We start from the raw sequence: 24,663 nt of genomic DNA on the forward strand, positions 1-24,663 counted from the left end.
TGTATTATGGGTAAAGGTGGTGGCGGTCAAAGAACACCGTATGAGGCACCAAACGATTTAACATCACGACAAAAAGCCTCATTAATTGATTTAATCAGTGAGGGACCGATTGAAGGTCCTATTCATATTCAAGGCTCGATGGATGATTTAGGGTGCATTTATTTAGATGATACGCCGGTGATAGATGGATCTGGCAATAGCACGATTAATGGAATGTATGCACAATGGCGGGCGGGTACCTTAGAGCAACCGGCAATGAGTGGTTTTACCGCGTCTGCGAATGAAGTGCCAGTGGGGATTGAGGTTAAATATAATTCCCCTGTCACTCGCACTATCACCTCGCCCAATATTGACCGCTTACGCCTAACCTTTGGTACGCAATCACTGGTTGAAACTAAAGATAATGGTGATCGAGTACCTACATCTGTTCAATTACAGATCCAAATCCAGCGCAATGGGGTATGGATAACAGAGAAAAACGTCACGATTAAGGGTAAACGCTCTAACTCTCCGTACTTGATGGCGGTTATTTTAGATGATTTGCCCCCAGTTCCGTTCAGTGTGCGCATGATCCGTATCACTCAAGACAGCACTTCTGACAAAATTCAAAATAATACCGTTTGGTCGAGTTATTCTGAGTTAGTGGATATTTCACAAACCTATCCGGGTTCTGCTGTTGCAGGATTAATGTTTGATAGTGAGCAGTTTGGCAATAAATTTCCGCGCCGTAATTATTTAATTAAAGGGCGTATTATTCAGGTGCCGAGTAATTATGATCCAGATAAACGAATTTATTCTGGGATTTGGGACGGTACCTTTAAACCGGCATTTACCAATAATCCAGCATGGGTATTATGGGATTTGTTAACTCATCCTCGTTATGGCATGGGGAAACGCTTCAATATTAGTGAGGTTGATAAATTCGCCTTATATGCGATAGGACGTTATTGTGACGAACAGGTTGATGATGGTTTTGGAGGAAAAGAGCCACGTATAACCTGTAATGCTTACATTACGGATATGCGTAAAGCCTATGATGTGATGGCAGATATGTGTGCCATGATGCGCATTATGCCAGTCTGGAACGGACGAACATTAACCTTTATTCAAGACAGACCGTCTGATGTAGTATGGCCTTATACTAATGCCAACGTAATTGATGGCAACTTCCAATACAGCTTTAGCGCATTAAAATCGCGTCACACTGCCGTCGAAGTTCGTTTTATTGATCCAAACAATGGTTGGAAAACCAGTGTTGAGCTAGTTGAAGATGATGCTAGCATAGCGCGCTTTGGACGCAATGTGATGCGCGTCGATGCATTTGGTTGTACTAGCAGAGGTCAGGCTCATCGTCATGGTCTTTGGTTGTTAACTACTGAGAAATTAGAAACTCAAACGGTTGAATTTAATATCGGTAGTGAGGGGCTACGTCATATGCCGGGTGATATTATCGAAATTGCTGATAATAATTACGCGGATAATCAAATTGGTGGACGTCTAACACATATTGATTATGCCTCTCAAACATTAACCTTAGATCGCAATATCGACACACCCAAAAGTGGTAAATCAAGTGTCACACTCATCAATGCTCAAGGTGATCCGCAATCTTATGAAGTGGTGAGCTATCCCGCATCTAATCAAATAAAGCTGGATACTTTGCCGTTAGGGTTACAAGAAGGCGGAATTTGGACATTAACACTTCCGTCTTTACGTCGGCGATTATTTCGTGCCATCAGCTTGGCTGATAACGGAGATGGCAGCTTTACGGTTATTGCAGTGCAACACACGCCCGAAAAAGAGGCTGTTGTTGATAAAGGGGCTAAATTTGAGCCAAAACCTGATACGCCACTAGGTGGATTTATTCCACCGGTTGAAAACCTTTCTGTGGATATCGAATCAGATACAAGTGCATGGCAAGTAGAAGCCAGTTGGAATACACCTTATTCCAGTCGAGGGGTAGATTTTTTATTAAAACTAACCACTGGTGATCGCATTGTCGGCACCGCCTCAACCACGGATACGATATATCGTTTTGGTGGTTTGCCTCAGGGGAATTATGTTTTATCCGTCCTGCCTCAAAATGATCGGAAACAAAAAGGCGAGGTGGCCACAACTTCATTTGCGATTAATCCACCATTACCACCCAGTTATATTGAGGTTGAGTCGGGCTATTTTAGTTTAGGGATTATTCCGCGATCTGGTGGTCAAAATAGCTTACGAGCACAGTATGAGTTTTGGTTTTCAGAAAAACAGATCACGGATATTCGTGATGTGGAAAATCGTGCTGAGTATTTAGGTATTAGCTCTATGTGGGTTATACAAGGACGTAACCTAAAGGCAGGACATACCTATTATATTTATGTTCGCAGTATAAACGCGGTTGGAAAATCGGTATTTGTTGAGGCTAAAGGGGAACCTGATAGTAATACTAAAGAAATACTCGATGAGTTAGACGGCCAATTCATGACAACAGAGGCAGGCAAACAACTTGACGAAAAACTGAATTGGAATACGGAGTCTATTGCTGAACTAACTAATGCCACCTATTCGCTATCTACGGATGTATTGCGATATTCCGCTAATGCTCAAGCCGGTATTACTCAACTACAACAACTCCGAGTTTCTGATAATGAAGCATGGGCGCAGGATATTAAGCGTGTATATGCATCAATAGAGGATAACGATAAAGCCTTACGTGCAGAAATTAAAGAAACTCAAACATCAATAACCGAGTTAAACAAGGCGTTCGGTCAAACAACTACGGAGATCCGCACAGAGTTAAAAACAACCAATGATGCAACAAATAAACGCATTGATGATACCAACCAGAAGTTAGGTAATACAGATAAAGAAGTCGGCCGTATTCGTGCAGATGTTGCGACCAACAAAGAGGCGATATCTGAAACGAATAAAGCCATGGCTAAATCCGAAGAACAGGTACAAGCGCAATTCGGCAAACAGCAGGGCATGATTAACCAAAAAATGCAGGCTGAATTTAGTCAAACCGGTGACGGTGTAGTTACCCATTCCATCAACATTACGATTGTTCATAACAACGTGAAATACAATGCAGCAGGGCAAGTAATTAGTGCTCAGGTTAAGAACGGCAAGCTTGAAAGTTTCATTGGCTATAACGCGAATAACTTTGCTTGGTATAACCCTGTAAATGGCAAGATGGAATTATTCATGTATGCCAAAAACGGGCAGTTCTTTATCAAAGAGGCGTTTTTAGATAAGGCTTCTATTCGTGAAATGGTTCTTTCAGAGTCAATAAGATCAGATAATTATGTGCCGGGTAAATCTGGATTTATTATTGACGTTAAAAATAACAAACTGGAAATGTATGGTGGTAATGGCGGAACAACATTAACCAATCAAAATTTATATGTAAAAGATGAAACTGGGTATAACGTTGTTATTATTGGTGATATCACAAATGAGCGATAATTATGGAATGGTAATCAAATCTAAAAAATATGGAATTAATTTATTAAATACATCTGATAGAGTCGGCCGAATTGTTGGTTGGCATGATATTACTCCTATACCACTTATGACTAAAAAAACCTTTAGTTATGACCATTCTGATCTAAATAAATATGGAGAAGTATTTGCTTGGTTTGGGACTTCCTTTATGAGAGGGTTAGCCGGAGATGTTACTTTAAATATTAATAACGGGGTAATTATTCTTGAACTCGATAATGTTTATAGAAATGGCTTAATCGATATATATGATGACATCATTAGGTTATATTATGGAGTATATTGATGGGTAAATATGGCATTATTATAAAAGGAAAGGATCGCCATGTTCAAATAGATAGTTTTAATACGGTTATGAACTGTATTAGAAAGCAGACTGTTGTAATGAAAGGCGGGATAGTATCTGGAAATCAAGGATATTATACTGAATTACCGAACACCCCACATTTATCTACAAAGTTATTTGCTGTATCACCTAATAATGTTTTTGTTAAAGTTATTGGGGGAGCCATAAAAGGAAGTGATAAAAATATCCAGATATCCCAACCTTATAATGACTCTTCGGGTAGTGTTGATGTATTTGAATTTGGTGATTTTCCGAATAATATTTTTAAAGAAAAATATGGAGTCGTTATAAAAAATAGTAGTACAAAACAGACTGTTTATAACTCTAATTGGGGGGTGCTAAAAATAGTAGGATATTTTATTGCATCATGGAAAGAAGATATTGATTATCAATTACCAAATATAAAAGATTTAGCTTTCGTTTTTGGTGGCGGAATGGGAGGAATATGGGAAGATGGATTTGAAGGGGCTTGGATGGATACTTTTATTAAAAGAGTGGGAAATACGTTACAAGTAAGATATAAAGAAGCTGTTCTTTGGGGCACAGGCAGTGCAAATCGTGATTTATCTAGATTTCCATCTACTTGCTTAATAATAGATGTGAGCGATATTAAGAAGGTATTATGAAAAAAATAATTTTATTATCTATTGCGGTATTTATTTCAGGCTGTGCTGATAGAAAACCTATAAATTATCAGACAGTGGAGTGTGTTGGTTTAATTAAAATACAGACTATTGAAAAATATCAGAGTTTTAAATTAAGTCGTTATAATAATGATAATAATATGTATTTTGGATACGGTAAAGCAGGTTTATGGCAAGGCGGTTGGGTTAGCTCTGATATGTTTGACAAAATATATTGCAAAGATAATTCACCTATAAAAAAATAAATTTAGGAAATAAATCATGATATACACAACAGGCACTGTTAGCACAGTGTCAGGGTCTGCTATTGTCTCTGGCACAGGAACTAAATGGACCGTAAATAATCCTGCTATTCGCTCAGGAACCATTATTTTAATTAAAAATGGTAACGCTAATTTTATTTACATGGTGGATAGAGTTAATAGCGATACAGAATTAGTCATTTCACAACCGGCTACATTTACCGTAAAAAACACTAGTTACAGCATTAATCTCACTGAGCCGAACTCATACAGCGACGCTAATAATCGTATGACCGCTATTGCATCAGATACGACGTATTTTCTGCGAGCAATGGATCAATGGATGATGAATAACGGTGTGGTAACAGTAGAGCTATCTAATGGGCAAAAGGTCACTCTCGATAGCATTAAGAAAATACAGGGGGATATTGCCAATAAGCTAGATGCAAAGAAAGGTGGCATTCAGTGGGTAGATGGTGAAGTTCGATTTACTGATGCTGTAGGAACTGTTTCTCGTGACGAAAAAAATGCCGCATGGTTATCTTTAACTAGAACAGAGCCTGATATATATATTAAAAGAAATGGAGTTGCTGATACATATAAGTTTCCAGATACTCGAGGGGGAAAGTTATTATCTTCAAGTAAAATATATGATTATAAAAATCCGGTTATTGTAGAAAAAGACACTAGCCTTGCTTTACAGTGCTACCATGATTTTAGAAAACACTATATGGGACTTAGGGATATAATTTCTTATCCATTTGGGTATTCATCTGGGTTTGTTGATTATAAAACCTTATTTGGTGGTACTTCTACAAGAGCCGTAGGGTTAGTTAACTTTAGAAACTGGGGTGATAAAAGCGGGCACGGCTCTTGTTTTCAGTTGATGTCTATTGGCGGTGATGGGGTGGATGGTTACACAGGGCTGTACTGCAGGCAAGGTATCACTGGTAGTGAACAGTACCCAGAAGCTATTCCAAGTGTATTTAAGCTATTGGATAACCGTCAGGTAGAAGGTGTGGATAATGCCATGCTTAATAATACAAACATGCCTACTATGTTTTTCCGTCAAGGGGGTGGCGCTGGAACAAGTGATTGGTTTAGCGGTTGGGGTTCTGGAATAAATTTAAAATACGACTGGAATAATTCGGTAAAAATTTTCTTTCATGGTTCATCTGGTGTTCCCACTATCGCAACAAAAAGAGGTAGTGATATTTGGTGGAATGTTTTATTAGGTTCTGCAAATACAACGGTTGATAGTAATGGGTTTGTTAAAAAGGCCTCCCCAATCATTAACATCAATCCCGACGGCACATTCACCACTAACGACGAATCAGAAGGCGCTACAGTTACTCGAGTAGCTCAGGGTGAATATCTTATCGAAGGCGTTTTAGGCTTTAACTCAGATGCAGGTTGGGGCGGTGTTGATGGTGGTATTGAAATTCCACTCGATGTTAATAAACAGCCGTTGATATGGGTAGACTCTAAAGTTATGGAGGACGGTTCTATCCTCGTGAGAACGTATCATCGAACTCACCCTAACGCACCTGAGTTTGCCAATAATAAAATTGACGGTTACAAAGATGGAGACCCAATTGATATCCCTGATGGTCGTTTCATTTCCGTTCGTGTACAGATGCCTGAGCAATCCATCTATAACGTGAGAGTGCGTGAGATGGAAGAGGCGCAGAAAGTGGAACTCAGACAAAAAGAAGAAGAAAATCAGGACACCAATTATAAATAGAGCTTTATCAAAATAATAATTTAGCAGTAACTGCAGTTGGGTGGTATGATAGCATCTTGATTTTAGAGGAGTATATAGTGGAAAAGTTAGCGCAATATAATAAATATTTAATGAAAAACATAAAGTCACTAGATGCTAACTTTTTCCCTAATTTAGTTGATCTTAATTCAATAGATAAAATTCTGCGTTCTATTCTACCATTAGAAGAAATGAGAGAGGCCGGTTGCTTTTTTACAGGTGAAGATTTATCAGTTAAAGCAATAGACTCTTTCTGTAAATCGATATCTTCACAATCTATTATATTAGATCCTACTTGTGGAGCTGGTAATCTCCTAATTGCTTGTTCACGAAAACTAAAAATTGAGGTTACACTTTCAAAAACATTACAATTATGGGGAAATATACTAAGGGGCTATGATTTGTATGCTGCATTCGTTACAACGGCAAAGCTAAGAATAATTATTGAAGCTCTGAGTAGAGGAGCGCATAGTGATTGTAATATTGATGAGGCTCTAGATTTACTGCCATTTATTCAGACTAGAGATGCAATGACAGTAACAGCCAAAGATGTAGAAAAAATAACTCATGTAATAATGAATCCCCCGTTTAATAGTTGGTTATCACCTAGGATTAACTACTGGAAGCAAGGGAAAGTAAATTCTGCTGGTATTATTCTTGATCATTATATTAGAATTTTACCTAACCATTGTAATATTAGTGCGATCTTACCTGATGTTTTAAGAAGCGGTAGTAGATATCATCATTTTAGAGATTTTATATCTTCAGAAATGAAGGCTACGTGTGAAATATATGGGCGATTTAATTCACAAACAGATGTAGATGTTTTTATTTTGTCTGGTATAAAAACTGAAAATAATTTAGAAAAAATAGAATGGGTTGTTGATTTAGGTAATTACACCCCTTTATCTAAATTTTTTGATGTTTGCATTGGTCCTTTAGTTGCTTATAGAGATCCTGAAGAAGGTAATGAATACCCTTATTTCCATGCTAAAAATAGCCTTGTATGGGAAGAAATATCTACATCAACTGAAAAACGCAGATTTCAGGGGAAAGTTTTAACACCACCTCTAATCTTAATAAAAAGAACATCTAGTCCATCAGATAAATTTAGAGCGTCAGCTACTTTGATAAATTTATCAGGTCCCGTTGCAGTAGAAAATCACATGATTGTTTTAATTCCTAAGACTGGGAAGCTAAGTGATTGTAGAAAATTAATAAAAATACTTAAGTCAGAAAAGACAAATGATTTTTTAAATTCAAGGGCAAGAATGAGGCATCTTACTGTGAGTATAGTAAAAGATATCCCCATTGATTAAACTAAATTAATTATTACAATCTTTTAAATATTCTCGGTTAGAGGCTGCGTTTTTTATAGTTCTGTTGACTACTTCCAACATTTCTATAATTTCTTCTTTTATATTATCATAGGCGCTGGTAATATCTTGAGAATTAAGTCGTTCACCATGAGCAATACAGTTTCTATTATTTAATAATACTTGATCTATAAAATTGCTTTTTAGTTCAAGATCATTAAATTTTAAACCTAATTGTTCCATGATGTTTCTAAAAACGTCTGATTTTAAATTAGAATTTGTTTTGACTATATGTTTTTCATTAATGTTAAAGTTACAATTTAACCCATATGAAATATATTCATAAATTTCTTTTTGAGAGGAATATTCTTTTATAGAAAATCCTTCTTCAAATCTACTTCTTAGGCTAATATGTTTGAAATTATCTTTCATCTCAATATATTTAGGTGATATTGAATTTAAGTACGTGAGATATATTTCGGATGCATTTTTGACATGCCCCTCCCAATGAGAGTACATCAATGCTATTGCAGCTCTCATTAAAGTTATTTTTGCACTCTTTCTAGAAGATGAAACTTGCCCAACTATTGTACTTATTTCATGTTTTCTCCATGCTAGATCTTGATCTAATGCATTATCTAGTTCATATAAACTTCTAATCTTCACTGAATTAATTCCTTTCCTAGATTAATCATTGCGACCATTCTATCTAGTGGTCGGGTGTTTTTTTCTAAGATATTGATAAAATCAGAATGTGAGGATATTTGTGTACTGGCAGATATTATTTTTTCTATTAGCTCTGATTCAATATAGCTAGGGTTCTTTTCTATATAAAACGAAACAGCTGTGGATAAAGCTTCATAAACTGGGATTGATATGGGACCTTCTAACCGTTTCTTTTCTGGGTTGTATTTTTTGAAGACATTATCTTCAAGAGATTTATTCAATAAGTAAAATGTTTTATCAAAAATTGTTTTTTCATGCTGATAATCAATAACAGTGGCTTTCTTAGAAAAAATACGATTTAGTTCAGCATCTAAGTATGGGCCTACATCTGAATGTAGTTTACGTAATGGTTCACTATAATGTCTTTGAATTATAAAACGTAAAGCTAATTCTTGATTATATCTTTCTTGTTCTAATCTATTGGAAATAGGAGTTGTTGTATAGAAGTCTTCGTTTTTAGATATTTCTTGTAACCACTCAAATGCATCTGAATTTATCATAAGCAGCATACAATTACGGACTTCTTGATCTGATAACTTTGATCCGCCAGTATTTAATCTTTGAAATAATTCGAACTTGGTATCATCTTGGCTTTCGCGTTTAATTATTTTTATATCAATTTTTTCTCGTTTAAAAACTCGTTTAATATCAAGATCTAATTCATTACTTTTATCATCAGGTTTATTCCATGCTTTTCCTGATAGTGAAGGTAAATATTTTGTAGATAATAGTTCTAACGCTGGTAATTTATCTCCATTTTCATCCCTTAATTCCCCCATGAAGGAAAATATAGTCGATAATCTTTGTAATCCATCTACGACATCCCATACACCATCCTGTCTCTGAGATACAAAAATAGATGGTAATGGAATACCTAACAATATAGACTCGATTAACTTACTTTTTTGTTCAGGTGTCCACCTATAAACCCGTTGGAATTCAGGATGAATTTCAAGTTCTTCATCAATATATAAGTTTACAAGCTCTCCTATTGACATAGGGTATGAATCTGCATGAACTTGTAGCCTAGCGTTGTTTATTTCATCAATCAAAGACATTTTATATACCTTAAATAGTAAGCCATCACATATTTTTATAATCTTAACAAATGATACTGAATATATACATATTATATAAGGATCTTTTTAAAGCCAACTCATGGTTATCAAAACCAATAAAAGTATTATGGTAATCAATTAGTTATAAAAAGGTATAAACATGGTCTTTTTAACCAAATAAGAGTAAATTTATCTTAATAAACAAATAGTTAATAATGGTTGATTTATATAATGCTACGCCATATGGGTTGGACAGAAGCCGCTGACTTAATCATTAAAGGTATGGAAGGCGCAATCGAAGCGAAGACCGTTACTTATGATTTCGAACGTCTAATGGACGGCGCTAAATTGCTGAAATGTAGCGAGTTCGGTGACGCGATTATCAAACATATGTAATTGTTGATTTGATAAATAGTTAACGGGAGCTTATTAGTTCCCGTTTGTTTTTTGTACTATAAAATTATTCCCCAAAACCCCACCAAAACTATTCCCCAAAACAGTACAATTAAAAATGTGGATTATCTGAAGTGATTTCTGAGAACAATGCGTGGTGTGTGAACTTAATTGATACTATTCAAGGTAATTCAGCAGAATATGAGCTCTATGTATTTGTGAAGTCTTCTTATCATATTTCACTTCATCCTCAAAAATGGGGAATTCAAATTTATCATAAAGGTGTTATTACACACGCTTCAAGCCAAAGACCGCTTAATTTATTAGAGGGAAATAACTTTGTACTCACAGGAAATAATTGGAATGGCGTGGATGTCGGTTTCCCCTGTACGGTATTAATCACAATAATTGGGCATATTGGGATGATGGATTCGATGGGAGGAAAAACAATTAGGGTAACCCTCTGTGGGCGAGGTAACCGCATTATTCCTCATTCGATGATAGTCTCCGGACAGATGTCAACAACCTCACTAGGTAAGCAGTATTTTTATATTGATGTGAGGGAGTATGGTGGGTGATAGGAATAGTTTAGTTGGTTAGTTTAGTTGGTGAGGATGAAAAGTTGCTAAAAAAGGATATATTTGTTGGTGGTCGACTTTGTGCCAGAAGCGGGCATTGCTAAGTTCAGAACGTACTAAGCGGTAGGGGCTAGTTAGGTGGATGTGGCAATTAAAGGACAACTTACGATGGAGGCCAGAAAAGTTAAACTGGAAGCGCGTGTGCGATTTGAAAGGAACAACCCAATTCTAACAATGCTCTGGGATTGGAAATATAAGGGCCAAAAGCTGAGTTACAACAGGGGGGGAGTTGTAGCAGGACTATGAAAGAGACATTGTGGATTTTTTGTGTGATCCAAATGGGGCTTTTGGAAAAGGGAGTTGATGATGGAGCACCACAATGAAATTTTTTGAAAAATCAATTTTGAACTATTCAGGTGTGCATTCTGATGTATCAATAACAAACCACCAGATTGGCCTCCGGCAGTTTGCGCATTTATGCAATAATATTTTTCATGTGTAGCCAAAATAGTGAGTTATGAAATTAGCTAATGTTTTTGAAATAAATCGTTTATATAGCTTTCGCTATGTTCTTTTTCATCTCTGCGACTATAGAAGAGCTCTCTTTCATCGTCATCATAATCATAAAAGTCAGAGAGGTGTGCAGATGCATCGACTTTACTATACATATATTCAATTTCATTGTCCTCAAAGGGAAGATCGTATTCATTAATTAAATCATGTAGCATGTCATATGCAATGTCATCAGCTTTAGATCTTTCGTCATAATTTTCGTGCCAATATTCTTTGATATGTTCCATTAGTTCCTGAGTAACTTCCTCTTCTTTTATTGTAGGTCGAAGATTGATTAAGTGTGCTAAGGGGAGGTAATCGTCATGGCTGAGAGTATATCTCCAACTAGACCTCATGGCATAATTTATAAAGTCAGAGATGAATTGATCGGAAAATAGACTTGGATTATTTTTTACAGCCCATAACACGCACTCACCAACTTCGTAATCGTAAGTTAGATATTCTTCTTTAATGTTTAAAAATAAGCTCGGATAGACCATTCTATTTTTATTGGTGGAGATTAAATTGGAATGTATGACCGAATGAAGAAGATGAATTGAGTAATCATTTAAGCATTTAAGATCAACGGCATTGAGTACTGACTCAAGTACTGAAACAAATACATCTGAATTGATTTTCCTATTGCTGTGCAAAGAGAATAAAGTGTTAATTGATTGATTTGTTTTAAGAGCTGAAAAGTAAAGTGAAAGAGAGGTTTCATCAGTAGCATAGCGATTGATGATATAGTCAGACACTGATGGGTTGAATGGTGTCAATCTTATCATTACATTTTTATTTAGTGGTGTTAGACTTCTATTAAGTGTTGATTTTATTGACTCTTTTATGTATTCATCTATTTTATTTACTTTGGAGTAAAAGTTATTTTTATATTTGATATTGAAAACGCGTTTTAATGCATTTTTACAATCCTGTTCTTCAATGTTATTAGCATTAAAAACAACCAAGCAAACTAGATCAAGGACTTCCTCACGTGTTTGATTATTGAAACAGTGCGACCAGATCATTTCAGGATTGTCTAATGAATTTTCGATATATGACCAAAAATTCGAACTATCGATTCCTGATATTCTATCGCTATCTGTAATAAACGATATAAGCCGTGGGTTAAAGTTTGGATGATGTATTATTTTCCAATAATTACGATTATCATAAAAAGTATCAATGTACTCCTGCGATAATGAACTATGCCAAACATGATTGTAAAGTATATCAGCCTTTTCTATATCACTAAGATCTGATACATTTATCTCAAGTTCTTTTTTTTCAATTTTTTCTATATTAAATAAATCACTGAGATTTTTAGCTCTGTTTAATATATTGGTTCTTGACGTTAAAATCATCTTTTTGTTTTTGTCGGTAATGATTTTTTTAATAAACTGAACAATTTTAGAATCAGAGTTTCTAGTGAAAATTTCTAAAAGAGTAGCGCCGAGAAAATCATCAAAATAGAAAAATTGCTTTCTCTCTTTAAAATATATAGATTCTATTTCCGAAATTGATCCTTCAATGTGGTAAATTTCATAGCCGCGATTACAATGCATAAGCATCACTTGTTTTGCAAGAGTGGTTTTACCAACGCCAGGTAAACCAGTTATAATTACAACTTTATTTTCATCTAAAATCTCTAACGCTTTTTTTAATTGCTTGGTTTCGATGAATTTGTATGATTCTTTCCTAGCATCTTCAATCAGGAAGTTACTATTTTGAATCGCAGCATTATTTAGTACACTCATTAAAAAATTTGTACTGGAAAGCCAAAGTTTGTAATGGTTCCGTTCTATATCGGGGTAAAGTGTTAAAAGATCATTTAGATGCTCAGGACCAATGATGTCATTATTGCTTAGAATGTAAGGATTAAATAAATCGAAGATTTCTTTTTTATTAGCAGGGGATAAACCAACGCTTGTGATGAAAATGTATCGATTAGGTTTTAAGTTTTCAACTTTTGCAACTTCTTCGCTTTTAAGTTTACTTAATAATCCACTATAACCAGTTTTAACATAGTGTTTAACTTGGATTATTACTTCGCCAGAGTGATAAAAACGACCATCAATTCCACCATCTTTTCCTGATTTAAAACGCTCAATAAGTATATTTTCTCTCTTGCTTAAGAGGTCTGTAGCTAGTCTTTCAAACTCTTCATTATTGAGTGCTCTGAAATCATAGTTTGTCATTGGAGTTCTTAATAATCGACTGAAAATGATAGCAATGTTACATGGTGTAAAAATCAAAAAAAAGTGGAATGATGATAGATTGTTATATTTATAGAGTTCATAAGGATTAAATTGTGATTTAGTGCAAAATTGCACAATTTTTCAAGGTAACTAAATGATGTGTCGCGTCGTATATGGCGCAGTTTTTCCGCCCTTCAGAAATAGTGCTGGATATTCTAACAGAAGGTCAGAAAGGAGCGTTTACCAAAGAGGATGGCGAGAAGGTTATTGACGAAACGGGGAAGCGGGTTAAGTAATCTGCCTGCCCACTTCAGAATATAGGACGTCTGTATGGGCGTTCGGTTTTCGCTCATAGCTGTCTTTTGAGTTCTGTATACGGAGGTTTGGTGACAAAAGCGGAATAGCTAACAGCACTTAGTGTTGATTAACGGGGAGCAGGTTACTATCGATAATTCCGCTTGCTGATGTATGAAACGTACTGATAACCTTGATTTGTTGTACTTACTTAATTAATACATCAAACATTATGGATGATCATTATGTCACGTAGCTTATACCCAACTACCTTGTTTCATTTTACTAAAGAGTTAGAAACCTTATTTAAGATACTTGAATCAAGCAATTTTCGAATTTCTTTCGCTAAAGAATTTATACAAGGCCCGCACACAAATAGAAATATTGCCATACCGATGGTTTCATTTTGTGATATTAGGCTAACACAGCTTAATCAGCATACTGAAAGTTATGGTCATTATGGCATCGGATTATCCAAAAGTTGGGCAAATGAAAATGGGCTAAACCCAGTGATTTACATGTCCAAATCCTCTTCTGTTTTCGATAATTACAATCTAGAACTTAGGAAGTTAAAAAAAGAAAACAAGAAGTTACATAAGTCTTTAGAAAAAATTAAGTTATCAGGAACAGATGCTCAAATTAATAATGCAAAGCGGAAATATCAAGCGGCGAAACGTAATTACAATAAAATTATAGATCCTTTGCGATACATGAAAAATTACCAGGCAACTTTGAAAAGAAGAAATAGGTCAGAGCAACCAAACTATATTTTTGCAGATGAGAGGGAGTGGCGATTTGTTCCGGATATAGAAATGTCAAAGGGAAAGTCACTGATCGTTGCTGGACAAAACATAGTAACTCAAGATGACAAGAGAAAGTACAACGAAGAATATGAAAGCATCAGGTTGCCTTTTTCTCAAAAGGATATTAAATATATAATTGTTAAGCATGAAAGTGATGTTGAAAAGATGATGGATTTTCTGTGTTCAAAAAATATATTGTTTCCAAGGGTTCTTTCAACCGAATTGATAGCGAATGATATGTAATTTAAGCCCCGCTTGGGGCTTAAATTACATATACAATGCTTCCTTTTTGATACATCATCGTATTCTTATTGTGTTTAACACTAAAATTAACCTGCTCTCCGAGTTTCACATAGACCGCTATTAGCAATGTCAACTGTTCGCTCAAAGCTGATAAACACGTTCGAAAGGTTACATAATAAATTGTTATTTTTTATTTTCAGTTTAAATAAAATACTCTAATTTATTACTAGCTTTAATTATTATAACCAAACTATTATTTTCTATTATTTAATATAAATAATAGGTTTGAATATTTGATAGTAAATCTGATAATTTTTCGAACACTCCAAATCACTTCCCCAAAACCACTCCAACCCAAGCTAAAAATCAACCAGTTACATACAAATCAATATCACATAAAAAATAAATTATCACCCAAATAATTATAATTTATTTAATAAGTTACCTAATTATTATGGGTATAATGCTACGCCACATGGGTTGGACAAAAGCCGCTGACTTAATCATTAAAGGTATGGAAGGCGCAATCGAAGCGAAGACCGTTACTTATGATTTCGAACGTCTAATGGACGGCGCTAAATTGCTGAAATGTAGCGAGTTCGGTGACGCAATTATCAAACATATGTAATTATTGATTTAAGAAATAGTTAACGAGAGCTTATTAGTTCACATTTTTTATTGTCAATTTTGAAATGGTTATCAAATAGTTATCAAAACGAGTTATCAAAATCACCTGAAATTTGAGCAATTAAATCACGATTTTTATCTAATTTTTGGCGTTCAAGTTGTTACCTGATTACTCAGCGTCGAGTTTTGCTTTCCAGCTATAAAGTAATTTATCGGTGATCCCTAAAAAACCTGCCGCTTTTGGAACGCTATAACCTTGTTCGCTGACTAATGCGACCGCTTCTTGCTTAAATCCAGTAGTATAAACACTGTTTGTTCGTTTTTTCATTTAACACTTCAATAGTTAGATTATATTCCATTATTAAAGAGCCCTGTTTGATTAAAGTAGATCAAATAACCCCTAAATTTAATTACTTATAATAAATAAATATTTTTTATTTCTTAATTAAAATTTTTGTTGTAAATAGGCTACTTATTCTAATTTCAATAATCTATTAATGAAAGGTTTAATTTATTTTTCTATCTTTATTTTTAATTATCTTAAAATAATGAAATAGCTGATGTAATCATATTTAAAAGTGATATTATTATTTTAAAATCATTTATATATATTTACATTATTTTTATTTTAATGCTGGAGATACACGTGAATAAAAGAGCACTTTCGACAAAGTATCGAAATTCGATGTATCCATCAATGATAAAAAAAATAGGGGGATACGGTTTATCGTTATTCTTGATACCAATAATATTCTTTCATTCCGCTAATGCGTTAGAGTTATCCGTTCCTATTGGCTCAACAGGTTATTTAGGGGAGGTCACTCCGCCAGTTGGTTCAACAACGAAAAATTATGGGATGGTAAGGTCAGTGCTTGAGGCGAATACACCTTATATAGGTTTTCGGTGGGAGCCTAGTCGATTTGTGATAGGTAAACTGCCTTTTTACCCCGAAATCGGTCGAGTGGGTGTGGCTATCTACAATAAAAGCAATCCCAAAGGGGCCTTTATTGTTTTAGCACCCAGTGGATATGGTACATTGCGTTATAAAAGAGCTAATGGCACATATGAGAATGCGTCATTTTCATTTAGTCGTTCCAAAACCACCGCTATGACAAATATGTATAATAATTTTTCCTCTAATTATGATGAATTAAGTTGGGGTCTTTTGCCCAGACAAGGCAATAGTGATTTTTTCTCAGCACGATACGTAGATGGTAGTGATAAAGTTCATTCGTTAACATTAACAATATCCAGTTATTCCGCGTATGCCATCGGGCCATTAGAGGCCGGTGAATATGCCATGCGTGATGGTTCAAGATTTTATGCCAACATTAGCACTAGTCCAAGTTCTTCTGCAAATTCTAAGACATTATTAAGTTCAACGGATAATGTGAATATTAAAGCACTCAAAGCCTGTGACGTTATCCCCCAAACGTCTACCAATATTCAGTTTCCGACTCAAATCGCGAAAAATTATGCAACACCTACTAAATTAGCAGATAATTTAGCTAGTATCAGTGTCAATTGTCCTTATGCTAATAAAAATATTTATCTCACCCTGAGCCCTTTTAATAATTTAGTCTCAGGCAGTGAAACAGGGATGGAGCTATCCACCAGTAGCACTGAAAATATCACCACACTGCCTTATGTGGTGGCTTCTTTAAAATCTGCACAATCAAGTATTTGTCAAGCCAATGCACAAGAGGCCTTGCGACTCGTCGGTAGTAATAAACTAGCACAACAAAATATGAAGAGTTTTACACAAAACATAATTTTTAACCTTTGTGCTAATGGCAATATCAAAGCCAATAAATATACAGGGGCAATTAATGTAGCAATTTTAATTGAATAGCGGTATTCCGGTATTATTGATAACTGGCTTGCGCACTACATGCTATGTTAAAGAGGAGTTTTGATGATTTAGGTAACATAAAGAAATCATTTAAAAAATATTTAACATCCATTAGGTAGGGTAGTGCAAACTGTACTTGATAGCCATCAGTTAATTGCTGGTGGTTTTTTATTGAAGAAGATTATGTCAGATAAACAAGAGATAGGTGAGTTTATCTACAAAGTCTTTTCAGAGCTATTTTAATATTAAATATTTTTCTCCAACTGATGATATAGTCACTAGTTAATATACTAAGCTTAATAAGCTATTAAAAATAATATCCCTATATTTGTCAATATTGTTTTAATAAATTTAATTTAGGTTTTATTTTAACTTTTGATGCTATTGTTTTGATTTATATGTAGGTACACTCATTATCAACTATATTGCAGATATAAAGATAACTATGTATATGGTGATATTCCAATATATACTTCAGGTGCGCTATTTGAGGGCGATGACTATCTTATCGACGTGAAAGGTAAATACATTGGTCTAAGATTACGGATTGATTGGATATGATGATCCGTAAGGCTGTTGCTAAAGAACCTCATAACTTTTAATTAATAAACTTACTTCTGTGAGCTTATTAATTGGCTTTTTACAATAATGAATAACATAGTTATATAGAGAATGGTATTTATAAACAAAAAATACCCTGTGATTTTTATACTCACAGGGTGTTTAAATGAAGCAAAAATAAAACTTAATTAGATATCAACACGGGGGTTGATAGAGATTTTAATATAACCAATTAGTTAGAAAGCCTCTAATAGTAACTACTAAGTATTGCAATAGATTAAACCAATTTGTCCATAGCATTATTAATGTGTATTAGTTGCAATGAGATGCCAAAGGAGAAATTTAAAATAGCTTCGCCAATAAAATCTAACCCATTAGTAATATCGACACTATTTGCAGCAAGGCGATCACGTGATGATTTATCAACATTTTTTTGTACTGATTAACTATACCTAGTTGGCGAAAAGATAAATAGTACACATTAATATACAAAATACTGTAATTGTATACAGTAAAAGATTGCATTTCGAAAAAATTTGCCTTATCATCTCTAAATAGTGGGCAATTTGTTACTAAGCACACTAAACTTTGTTAAACCTCACTCATTTAGTGAGGTTTTTTGTTATCTGAAATTAGCGAATAACAGGCCTAAAAACATGCCCTAGTTATAAGACTAATTAAGTTAAATGGAAAAAAACTTATCAATAATATAAGGAAATATTTATGGAACACTTTACTAAAAAATCGTTATTTACCTGCGATAAAACTAATGAAAATCTCCCTAATAAACCGGGTGTAATAACACATTGCCAAGAGCTAGCGTCTGACTTAGGGTTAAGCGAAGCTTTTGCGCAATACACAATATCTTATACTTCTTGTGATAGTGTTCATGGAGAAATTATCCGTGAAGATACTGGTGCTGTTTTTATTCCGAAAAGTCAGGCACCTAAAGATGGTTGGCCTGTCATTGTATGGAATCATGGTACGGTAGGGATAGCGCCAACTTGTGCTCCCTCATTAACGCCTAAAAATAGTCGCGTATCGCAATATTTAAATACTTGGCTATCCCTTGGGTTTGCGATTGTTGCACCAGATTATCCAGGTTTAGGCTCATCAGGGTTGCATCATTATATGGATGAAAGAGCAATAGCATGGAGCGCTTTGGATAGTGCAAAAGCTGTCTTGAAAGGTGGGTTTTCGCTAAGTAATCGCTTTATCTTTATGGGGCAATCTCAAGGGGCTCATGCTGCATTTGCCTCTGTCGGCTATCAGCCTGAATATGCACCAGAATTAAATATCTTAGGTGCGATAGTGACAGGGACGCCTTATTTTAGTGATAATCTACTTGAAAACTTTATTAGTGATGGTGTTCAAGATGAAGGTGATAGAAAGCTACCTTACGCGATGTACTTATATCTTTCTGCTGCTGATAAAAATCCAAACTTAAAAGTGGAAGATTATTTCCAAGAATTAGCAATACCTTATGTTGAAAAAGCGAAAACGCTTTGTATCAGTCCATTAAGTCAATTAGTAATGGATAATAAATTAAACGCATCAAATAGCTTAAAACCTAAGTTTTACGAGCTATTAGAGCAAGAAGCGTCAAGTTTAAATTATAGAAAACTTCTTGTTGATAAGCCCGTATTTATAGGGATTGGTTTAGAAGATATTCATGTGTTAACTCGTTGGCAACAAGAGTTTGCAAGAGATGTATTGGAAGCAGGCACAAATGCATATGTATATGAATATCCGAATATTGGTCATTTAGATGTATACAATGTCTCTTTGCGAAATTCAGTGCCTTTTGTATTTGAACTGATGAAAAATGAGCATAGCAAAATAGACTAAAAACTATTTTATAACTGATTAATTTCTATCTTAATCTTATTCTTATCATTTGAATGTGGAAAGATGAGTGATGTGAGATGCCAGATCATGTTTTGGTTAAAGAACATCTGGTATCTCTTTTTATTTTAATTCTTTGATTTAAGGAAATAAAAACTTATTTTTATTGATAAGTTTTTATGATTTTGTCTATATCAATCTTATTGATAGATTTTTTATTCACCAAAAATAAAGTTTGCTATCTGAGTTTTTCTATGGCTTAATGAAGTCACTGGTTTGGAAGTACAGACCTATTTATGTTAGTCAGTTTAAAGTTGTTCCCGTTTAGCGTTATCCTTGATACCACTTCATTGCGAATTCCTTCTAATTAATTCCCATAAGTAAAAATACCAAACAAACCACATATGCCTTATGGCAAATTAAATAAATTAAAGGAAATTCTATGTCTAATTCAATGACTGGTACAGTAAAATGGTTCGATGAAGGTAAAGGTTTTGGTTTTATTACTCCAGCAGATGGCAGCAAAGATGTATTCGTGCATTTCTCTGCAATCCAAAGTGATAACTTCAAAACATTAGCTGAAGGCCAACAAGTTTCATTTACCATGGAAAATGGTATGAAAGGCCCAGCAGCAGGCAACGTGGTGGCTCTCTAAAGGCGCTATTACAATTCGCCTCTATTTTAAATGCCCAAGTTGTCGCGGTTCACAATATAGAACATCACAATTTGATGTTACAGTGAACAATCCACACGGCGCAAAATGTATCTTTTGCAAAAGTGTGATGACAGCTCAAATGAGCTAAGCATTAAATAGTTGAATATACAAAGCCTCGCTTCGGCGGGGTTTTTTGCTATCTATAATCTTATATTGACTAAAGATAAAAAATTTAGATTTTAGGGCTTGAAAAATACTTGCTCGTTCATATTTATATATTGGGCCAATCAGATATCGCCCATAATTCAATAAATACTGAAGGAGGAATTATATGCCTAATATTAAACCTTTTTCATTATTCCCAACTTTATCTGACAATCTACTTTCAAACCGTTTTGATCAGATAGATCGCCTGTTTAGTCAGTTAACAGGCAGTAAACCAATTTCATCACCGACTCAGACTTATAATCTGAAACAGATTGATGATAACCATTATGAACTAACAGTGAGTGTGCCTGGATATCAAGAAGATGACTTATCGGTTTCATTGAAAGGAAGTCGCTTATTGATTGAAGGGAAAAAAGAAGAAAAATTAGAAGAAGACAATGATAAATGGATCCACCGAGGTATATCTCAAGGGCAGTTTACATTGCAGTTTGACCTCGGTAAAAATGTCAAAATAGAAAAAGCCGATTTATCAAGTGGACTTCTGACCATTGCTATTGAGTATGAGTTACCTGAAGAAGAAAAACGGCAAACAATAGCGATAGAAAATAAAGATAAAAGCTAATTTAGTGAGATAGCTTAAATAAGATTAAGGCTGCACATAATGTGTAGCCTTAATTTTTTGTAATAGCCTATAAATTATAATATTTGAATAAAGAAGGGCAAAATAAACCAGATGCTTAAAGAAGTGCAAGCTTACACTAGAAAAATGGATTGGGTGTTTATGGCTCGCAATAGATACACTTAATCGTTGGAGTATATGTGTTCATAACAAACCTCTTTAAGAGGGGGCACTTTATGTGAACGCATAATGAGATTTAACCATGATAGTTTATACAGTAGTAAATGTTTAAAAGATTAAATACTGTTGATACAAGAAAGTGTGTCAAAAAATGATATAGATATTTATACTAAATATTTAAAAGATAAGTTATTAGTAAATAATATACCAGTTTTTATTTATTATCTAATATAGAAATGAGTTTTCTATTATTAAAATAATGACTTCAGAATAAAGAAACGATATGATTTATTTTATTTAAATAGGAACTGTTATGAAAAAGCCACTTTCTTTATGGATAACTCAATTTTTGATTGTCTGCTGTATTATACTGATATTATATTTTTTTATAACCAATGCATCACTGTTATTAAATTTGTATAGTTTTGATATGCCCGCTGAGATAAAGATAGAAATTTATTTATGGAGTTTTATTCGTTTGTTAGTTTTAATTATACAAATATCAGCGCTTTACTTTTCCTTTAGGTGCGATAAAAGGGCGCGGGTATTGACTATCTTAGCTTGGCTACCAATCATTATCGTCATGTTATGGAGCAATTTCCATGATGGGTTAACTTCTTTGAACGAAAGTGGTATAAGCTATGATAATGATGCTCAAAGATCTGGAGGGATTATAGGTAAACTTATTCTGGCTGGATTATCCCTTTGGTTGACATCTATTATATTATTTTCAAAAAAATTAAAGCGTTATTTTCTATTTGAGAAAAGTGAATGATTTTTTTGACTACAAAAATGGATGGCTCAATAACCATCCATTTTTATTGCATAAAGATATCTTGGTATAAATAATTATTAACTAAAGTATAAATACATAATTATTAGAAATAATATCTGTATACTACTCCACTTCTTGTCGTGACAAGATATTAGGTAAATTTATTTCTATCCAATCCGCAAGAAGCGTGAGTTTCTCACTTATTTGCTCACCAAGATCTGTCAAAGAGTACTCTACATGGGGTGGAACAACAGGATATGACATTCGGTTAATAAAACCATCTTGCTCCAATACTTGTAACGATTGAGACAGCATTTTCTCACTTACTCCGCCAATTTTACGTCGTAAATCACTAAAACGATGTGTTCCATCTCGTAGGGCTATTAAAATGAGTATGCCCCAACGACTTGTAACATGTTTGAGGATCTCTCTGGATGGGCACTGTTTAGAAAATAAATTTCCTTCACGTAATTGCTGCGAGAGTGTGGATATTGTCATTTTATACTTACCTTTTTGTATGTACTTACTTTTAGTAAGTTTAGGTGCTATGTTATCAAAACACAAGTGATACATTAAGGAGTTATCTTATGATTGCAATTACTGGTGCAACAGGCCTATTAGGTCAACATGTGATTGAAAACCTTCTTCAAACCGTTCCTGCTAATCAAATAGTGGCATTTGCTCGTGATGTAAAAAAAGGATCGTCTTTAAGTCAGAAAGGCGTTTTAGTACGTCAGGCGGATTACAATGATAAAGCTTCATTAATAACAGCTTTACAGGGTGTCGATAAATTACTTTTAATTTCCTCAAGTGAAGTTGGCAAACGTACCATTCAACATCGTAATGTCATTGAGGCAGCAAAATCAGCAGATGTACAATTTATTGCTTACACTAGCATATTACATGCTGATCGCTCTCCATTAAGCTTGCATGTGGAACATGTAGAAACAGAAAAAATGCTAGCTGATTCTGGGATCTCTTACACTTTATTACGAAATGGCTGGTATACAGAAAATTATCTGGCAAGTGTCCCTGCAGCAATTGAGCATGGCGTTTTTCTGGGGGCGGCTGGTGATGGCAAAATAGCTTCAGCCACTCGGGCCGATTATGCATTGGCTGCTGCTCGGGTAATTAGTGAAGAAGGACATATAGGTAAAGTGTATGAGCTTGCGGGTGATGAAGCTTGGACATTAGAGCAATTGGCTAAGGAATTGACTAAACAAAGCGGGAAGCAAGTGATATATAACAATTTAAGTCAGGCCGATTTTGTCGCTGCGTTAAAAACGGCAGGCTTACCCGATAAATTATCAAATATGCTGGCTGATTCTGATATCGGCGCATCCAAAGGTGGATTATTTGATGATAGTCATACCCTAAGTAAATTAATTGGCCGACGTACAACAACACTTGCGGAGAGTATCAAAGCAATGTTGTAAATCGATAGCTAATATCTATTCTATTTTCAGTTTAATTTTTTGGCACCCTAAGAGTTGAAATTTTGGGTTTCACATGCAGGGTGCCTTTCATAAGCATTATTATTTATGATAGGTGAGCATCAATTAATAAAAGATTAATTTTAGTCGTAAAATAGTAGGATAGACTGCTACACTAGGTAACAAAAATGAATATAACTAAATGATATTGAAAAATATTTATTCAGCTCAATAGGACTTTATATGAAGCTAGTTTCAGCGATATTATTAACTTTATTTTTTGTTTCAGGATGTTCGACACCACAGTCTGATATTGATAAATATGAGCAATCGAGTAAAGATGCGATGAAGCCAGATCCATATTCTGACAGCGTAATCAATACGATTAGACAGCACCAGAAGATCACCGTATGTAATAGTAAAATTGGTGGGTGCTATTGATTTAATACGGCACAGCTTTAAGGTTAAACAATATACTTTAGGATATTCTGTGCAATTAAAGACACAGATGCGTTACCATCAATAATAATGTCAGCACTCAGCTTTTCTCTTTCTGTCATTGCCGTATATGAGGGCCGTGAGTAGATTAAGTACTCTTCTAAATAATGAATAATATCATTTCCACTTTTCTCTTTATAATCACGCAGTATTCTTCTTGCTAATGCGATATCTAGTGGCGTATCAATAAAAAAAGCATAGTCGATCATCTGTTGTAGCGCTGGGTGAGATCTGGCAAAAGGATAATCCAAAATGATATGAGTATATTGAGACTCTTCTATCGTCTGATTAACTTGTTCAACAAATGGCTTTATATCCCATTCGCTATAATTACCACCTTGTTCTATCCACTCATCGAGATCTTCAGGTGCTGTAGGGCAGTCGAAATCATCAAAATGAAGGCATTTGCTTGATGGAAGCTTTTCTCTTATATAATGAGAAAGTGCTGTTTTGCCGCCACCTGCAATTGAGGTGATAGAGATAATTATAGGTGATTTTATAGAACTCATTGTTAGCTCATAATCAAAATAAAATTGCATAGGATATTATATAGACTAATTTATATTAAGTATAATTTATTTATAGTATTCTGAATAAGTTCAGTTTTTAGAAAAACTTAATTAATTATAGTAAGAGGTAGGAATTAATAAACTATACTATATATTAATATAACTCAATAAGTAATATCGATTTTTTGATTATAAAATAAGCGGTATTGTTTGTAAAAGTAGTTATAATAACCAGAGTGATCACTTATTCTCACTAAGAGCATGAACGTTTACGTGTTAACATTATCCAAGGCAAACGTTTAG

At 34.5% G+C, this 24,663-nt stretch carries 22 protein-coding genes and 3 pseudogenes; 19 read left to right on the forward strand and 6 right to left on the reverse strand.

Features of this window, described 5'->3' with window-relative positions:
• The first annotated feature begins 6 nt into the window (after nucleotides 1–6).
• The 6 genes from HMPREF3129_RS01450 to HMPREF3129_RS01475 all read left to right on the forward strand — a co-directional run bounded on the left by HMPREF3129_RS01450 (nucleotide 7) and on the right by HMPREF3129_RS01475 (nucleotide 7,799).
• The gene (locus HMPREF3129_RS01450; protein ID WP_240087784.1) at nucleotides 7–3,450 is read left to right on the forward strand and encodes a TipJ family phage tail tip protein; all 3,444 of its coding nucleotides are present in this window, start codon (nucleotides 7–9) and stop codon (nucleotides 3,448–3,450) included.
• Complete coding sequence (locus HMPREF3129_RS01455) at nucleotides 3,440–3,772, forward strand: hypothetical protein (protein ID WP_036970230.1); 333 nt, start codon at nucleotides 3,440–3,442, stop codon at nucleotides 3,770–3,772. Before HMPREF3129_RS01450 ends, HMPREF3129_RS01455 begins: the two co-directional genes overlap by 11 nt.
• Nucleotides 3,772–4,458: a hypothetical protein gene (locus tag HMPREF3129_RS01460; RefSeq protein WP_070486645.1), complete on the forward strand. Its 687-nt coding sequence runs from the start codon at nucleotides 3,772–3,774 to the stop codon at nucleotides 4,456–4,458. Before HMPREF3129_RS01455 ends, HMPREF3129_RS01460 begins: the two co-directional genes overlap by 1 nt.
• Entirely contained in the window at nucleotides 4,455–4,721 is a 267-nt protein-coding gene (locus HMPREF3129_RS01465) for a hypothetical protein (protein ID WP_070486647.1), read from the forward strand. The genes HMPREF3129_RS01460 and HMPREF3129_RS01465 overlap by 4 nt, the downstream gene beginning before the upstream one ends.
• A gap of 16 nt (nucleotides 4,722–4,737) precedes the next feature.
• Nucleotides 4,738–6,462 carry a phage tail fiber protein gene (locus HMPREF3129_RS18805; protein WP_070486649.1) on the forward strand — a complete coding sequence of 575 codons (1,725 nt, stop codon included), beginning with the start codon at nucleotides 4,738–4,740 and terminating at the stop codon, nucleotides 6,460–6,462.
• 77 nt (nucleotides 6,463–6,539) lie between these two features.
• Nucleotides 6,540–7,799 (forward strand): N-6 DNA methylase, encoded by a 1,260-nt coding sequence (locus HMPREF3129_RS01475; protein ID WP_058336133.1) that lies wholly within the window; start codon nucleotides 6,540–6,542, stop codon nucleotides 7,797–7,799.
• Nucleotides 7,800–7,805: 6 nt separating this feature from the next.
• Here HMPREF3129_RS01475 and HMPREF3129_RS01480 read toward each other — a convergent pair whose 3' ends face one another.
• Together HMPREF3129_RS01480 and HMPREF3129_RS01485 are read right to left on the reverse strand one after the other, a co-directional pair.
• Nucleotides 7,806–8,462 carry an MAE_28990/MAE_18760 family HEPN-like nuclease gene (locus HMPREF3129_RS01480; protein ID WP_058336134.1) on the reverse strand — a complete coding sequence of 219 codons (657 nt, stop codon included), beginning with the start codon at nucleotides 8,460–8,462 and terminating at the stop codon, nucleotides 7,806–7,808.
• Nucleotides 8,459–9,580, reverse strand: coding sequence for a DUF262 domain-containing protein (locus HMPREF3129_RS01485; RefSeq protein ID WP_058336135.1), 1,122 nt, complete (start codon nucleotides 9,578–9,580; stop codon nucleotides 8,459–8,461). The genes HMPREF3129_RS01480 and HMPREF3129_RS01485 overlap by 4 nt, the downstream gene beginning before the upstream one ends.
• Before the next feature lie 228 nt (nucleotides 9,581–9,808).
• On the opposite strand from HMPREF3129_RS01485, the pseudogene HMPREF3129_RS18180 reads away from it, so the two are divergent.
• Together HMPREF3129_RS18180 and HMPREF3129_RS01490 are read left to right on the forward strand one after the other, a co-directional pair.
• A pseudogene (locus tag HMPREF3129_RS18180) lies at nucleotides 9,809–9,976 on the forward strand (isocitrate/isopropylmalate family dehydrogenase); the annotation flags it as partial.
• Between the two features lie 131 nt (nucleotides 9,977–10,107).
• On the forward strand, nucleotides 10,108–10,551 hold the full coding sequence (locus tag HMPREF3129_RS01490) for a hypothetical protein (RefSeq protein WP_223842455.1): 444 nt from the start codon (nucleotides 10,108–10,110) through the stop codon (nucleotides 10,549–10,551).
• Between the two features lie 527 nt (nucleotides 10,552–11,078).
• Here the strand turns inward: HMPREF3129_RS01490 and HMPREF3129_RS01495 are convergent.
• Nucleotides 11,079–13,298 carry an nSTAND3 domain-containing NTPase gene (locus HMPREF3129_RS01495; RefSeq protein ID WP_070486651.1) on the reverse strand — a complete coding sequence of 740 codons (2,220 nt, stop codon included), beginning with the start codon at nucleotides 13,296–13,298 and terminating at the stop codon, nucleotides 11,079–11,081.
• A gap of 188 nt (nucleotides 13,299–13,486) precedes the next feature.
• Here HMPREF3129_RS01495 and HMPREF3129_RS18460 point away from each other — a divergent pair.
• The 3 genes and pseudogenes from HMPREF3129_RS18460 to HMPREF3129_RS18185 form a co-directional block, all read left to right on the forward strand.
• Nucleotides 13,487–13,594 (forward strand): annotated as a pseudogene (locus HMPREF3129_RS18460) (arsenate reductase); the annotation flags it as partial.
• 243 nt (nucleotides 13,595–13,837) lie between these two features.
• The gene (locus HMPREF3129_RS01505; protein WP_049208622.1) at nucleotides 13,838–14,638 is read left to right on the forward strand and encodes an abortive infection system antitoxin AbiGi family protein; all 801 of its coding nucleotides are present in this window, start codon (nucleotides 13,838–13,840) and stop codon (nucleotides 14,636–14,638) included.
• Between the two features lie 451 nt (nucleotides 14,639–15,089).
• Nucleotides 15,090–15,266: an isocitrate/isopropylmalate family dehydrogenase gene (locus HMPREF3129_RS18185; RefSeq protein ID WP_302622744.1), complete on the forward strand. Its 177-nt coding sequence runs from the start codon at nucleotides 15,090–15,092 to the stop codon at nucleotides 15,264–15,266.
• 177 nt (nucleotides 15,267–15,443) lie between these two features.
• On the opposite strand, the pseudogene HMPREF3129_RS01510 reads toward HMPREF3129_RS18185, so the two are convergent.
• Nucleotides 15,444–15,593: pseudogene (locus HMPREF3129_RS01510) on the reverse strand (transposase); the annotation flags it as partial.
• Nucleotides 15,594–15,911: 318 nt separating this feature from the next.
• Between HMPREF3129_RS01510 and HMPREF3129_RS01515 the strand changes: the two are divergent.
• From HMPREF3129_RS01515 to HMPREF3129_RS01535, 6 genes are all read left to right on the forward strand, one after another.
• Entirely contained in the window at nucleotides 15,912–17,117 is a 1,206-nt protein-coding gene (locus HMPREF3129_RS01515) for a hypothetical protein (RefSeq protein ID WP_036918213.1), read from the forward strand.
• 1,284 nt (nucleotides 17,118–18,401) lie between these two features.
• On the forward strand, nucleotides 18,402–19,526 hold the full coding sequence (locus HMPREF3129_RS01520) for a lipase family protein (RefSeq protein ID WP_070486653.1): 1,125 nt from the start codon (nucleotides 18,402–18,404) through the stop codon (nucleotides 19,524–19,526).
• Nucleotides 19,527–19,965: 439 nt separating this feature from the next.
• A complete protein-coding gene (cspE, locus tag HMPREF3129_RS01525; protein ID WP_004247907.1) occupies nucleotides 19,966–20,178 on the forward strand; it encodes a transcription antiterminator/RNA stability regulator CspE in 213 nt (70 codons plus the stop codon).
• 7 nt (nucleotides 20,179–20,185) lie between these two features.
• On the forward strand, nucleotides 20,186–20,326 hold the full coding sequence (gene ymcF, locus HMPREF3129_RS19150; RefSeq protein ID WP_406819891.1) for a cold shock small protein YmcF: 141 nt from the start codon (nucleotides 20,186–20,188) through the stop codon (nucleotides 20,324–20,326).
• Nucleotides 20,327–20,509: 183 nt separating this feature from the next.
• On the forward strand, nucleotides 20,510–20,968 hold the full coding sequence (locus tag HMPREF3129_RS01530) for an Hsp20 family protein (protein WP_004242516.1): 459 nt from the start codon (nucleotides 20,510–20,512) through the stop codon (nucleotides 20,966–20,968).
• 490 nt (nucleotides 20,969–21,458) lie between these two features.
• A complete protein-coding gene (locus tag HMPREF3129_RS01535) occupies nucleotides 21,459–21,920 on the forward strand; it encodes a hypothetical protein (RefSeq protein WP_004247908.1) in 462 nt (153 codons plus the stop codon).
• A gap of 123 nt (nucleotides 21,921–22,043) precedes the next feature.
• Here HMPREF3129_RS01535 and HMPREF3129_RS01540 read toward each other — a convergent pair whose 3' ends face one another.
• Nucleotides 22,044–22,418, reverse strand: coding sequence for a winged helix-turn-helix transcriptional regulator (locus tag HMPREF3129_RS01540; RefSeq protein ID WP_036920088.1), 375 nt, complete (start codon nucleotides 22,416–22,418; stop codon nucleotides 22,044–22,046).
• 89 nt (nucleotides 22,419–22,507) lie between these two features.
• Here HMPREF3129_RS01540 and HMPREF3129_RS01545 point away from each other — a divergent pair, with 89 nt between their 5' ends.
• A complete protein-coding gene (locus HMPREF3129_RS01545; protein ID WP_070486655.1) occupies nucleotides 22,508–23,356 on the forward strand; it encodes an SDR family oxidoreductase in 849 nt (282 codons plus the stop codon).
• A gap of 240 nt (nucleotides 23,357–23,596) precedes the next feature.
• On the forward strand, nucleotides 23,597–23,794 hold the full coding sequence (locus HMPREF3129_RS18190; protein WP_072021446.1) for a hypothetical protein: 198 nt from the start codon (nucleotides 23,597–23,599) through the stop codon (nucleotides 23,792–23,794).
• A 23-nt stretch (nucleotides 23,795–23,817) separates the two neighbouring features.
• Here HMPREF3129_RS18190 and HMPREF3129_RS01550 read toward each other — a convergent pair whose 3' ends face one another.
• Nucleotides 23,818–24,360 carry a nucleoside/nucleotide kinase family protein gene (locus HMPREF3129_RS01550; RefSeq protein ID WP_004251489.1) on the reverse strand — a complete coding sequence of 181 codons (543 nt, stop codon included), beginning with the start codon at nucleotides 24,358–24,360 and terminating at the stop codon, nucleotides 23,818–23,820.
• Nucleotides 24,361–24,663 lie beyond the last annotated feature (303 nt).

The organism is Proteus sp. HMSC14B05 (assembly GCF_001808035.1).
Lineage (GTDB): Bacteria > Pseudomonadota > Gammaproteobacteria > Enterobacterales > Enterobacteriaceae > Proteus > Proteus mirabilis.

Coding starts and splice junctions, on each gene's coding strand:
- HMPREF3129_RS01450 (WP_240087784.1), top strand. CDS start 7: ATGGGTAAAGGTGGTGGCGGTCAAAGAACACCGTATGAGGCACCAAAC.
- HMPREF3129_RS01455 (WP_036970230.1), top strand. CDS start 3,440: ATGAGCGATAATTATGGAATGGTAATCAAATCTAAAAAATATGGAATT.
- HMPREF3129_RS01460 (WP_070486645.1), top strand. CDS start 3,772: ATGGGTAAATATGGCATTATTATAAAAGGAAAGGATCGCCATGTTCAA.
- HMPREF3129_RS01465 (WP_070486647.1), top strand. CDS start 4,455: ATGAAAAAAATAATTTTATTATCTATTGCGGTATTTATTTCAGGCTGT.
- HMPREF3129_RS18805 (WP_070486649.1), top strand. CDS start 4,738: ATGATATACACAACAGGCACTGTTAGCACAGTGTCAGGGTCTGCTATT.
- HMPREF3129_RS01485 (WP_058336135.1), bottom strand. CDS start 9,580: ATGTCTTTGATTGATGAAATAAACAACGCTAGGCTACAAGTTCATGCA.
- HMPREF3129_RS01495 (WP_070486651.1), bottom strand. CDS start 13,298: ATGACAAACTATGATTTCAGAGCACTCAATAATGAAGAGTTTGAAAGA.
- HMPREF3129_RS01505 (WP_049208622.1), top strand. CDS start 13,838: ATGTCACGTAGCTTATACCCAACTACCTTGTTTCATTTTACTAAAGAG.
- HMPREF3129_RS01520 (WP_070486653.1), top strand. CDS start 18,402: ATGGAACACTTTACTAAAAAATCGTTATTTACCTGCGATAAAACTAAT.
- cspE (WP_004247907.1), top strand. CDS start 19,966: ATGTCTAATTCAATGACTGGTACAGTAAAATGGTTCGATGAAGGTAAA.
- HMPREF3129_RS01530 (WP_004242516.1), top strand. CDS start 20,510: ATGCCTAATATTAAACCTTTTTCATTATTCCCAACTTTATCTGACAAT.
- HMPREF3129_RS01535 (WP_004247908.1), top strand. CDS start 21,459: ATGAAAAAGCCACTTTCTTTATGGATAACTCAATTTTTGATTGTCTGC.
- HMPREF3129_RS01540 (WP_036920088.1), bottom strand. CDS start 22,418: ATGACAATATCCACACTCTCGCAGCAATTACGTGAAGGAAATTTATTT.
- HMPREF3129_RS01545 (WP_070486655.1), top strand. CDS start 22,508: ATGATTGCAATTACTGGTGCAACAGGCCTATTAGGTCAACATGTGATT.
- HMPREF3129_RS18190 (WP_072021446.1), top strand. CDS start 23,597: ATGAAGCTAGTTTCAGCGATATTATTAACTTTATTTTTTGTTTCAGGA.
- HMPREF3129_RS01550 (WP_004251489.1), bottom strand. CDS start 24,360: ATGAGTTCTATAAAATCACCTATAATTATCTCTATCACCTCAATTGCA.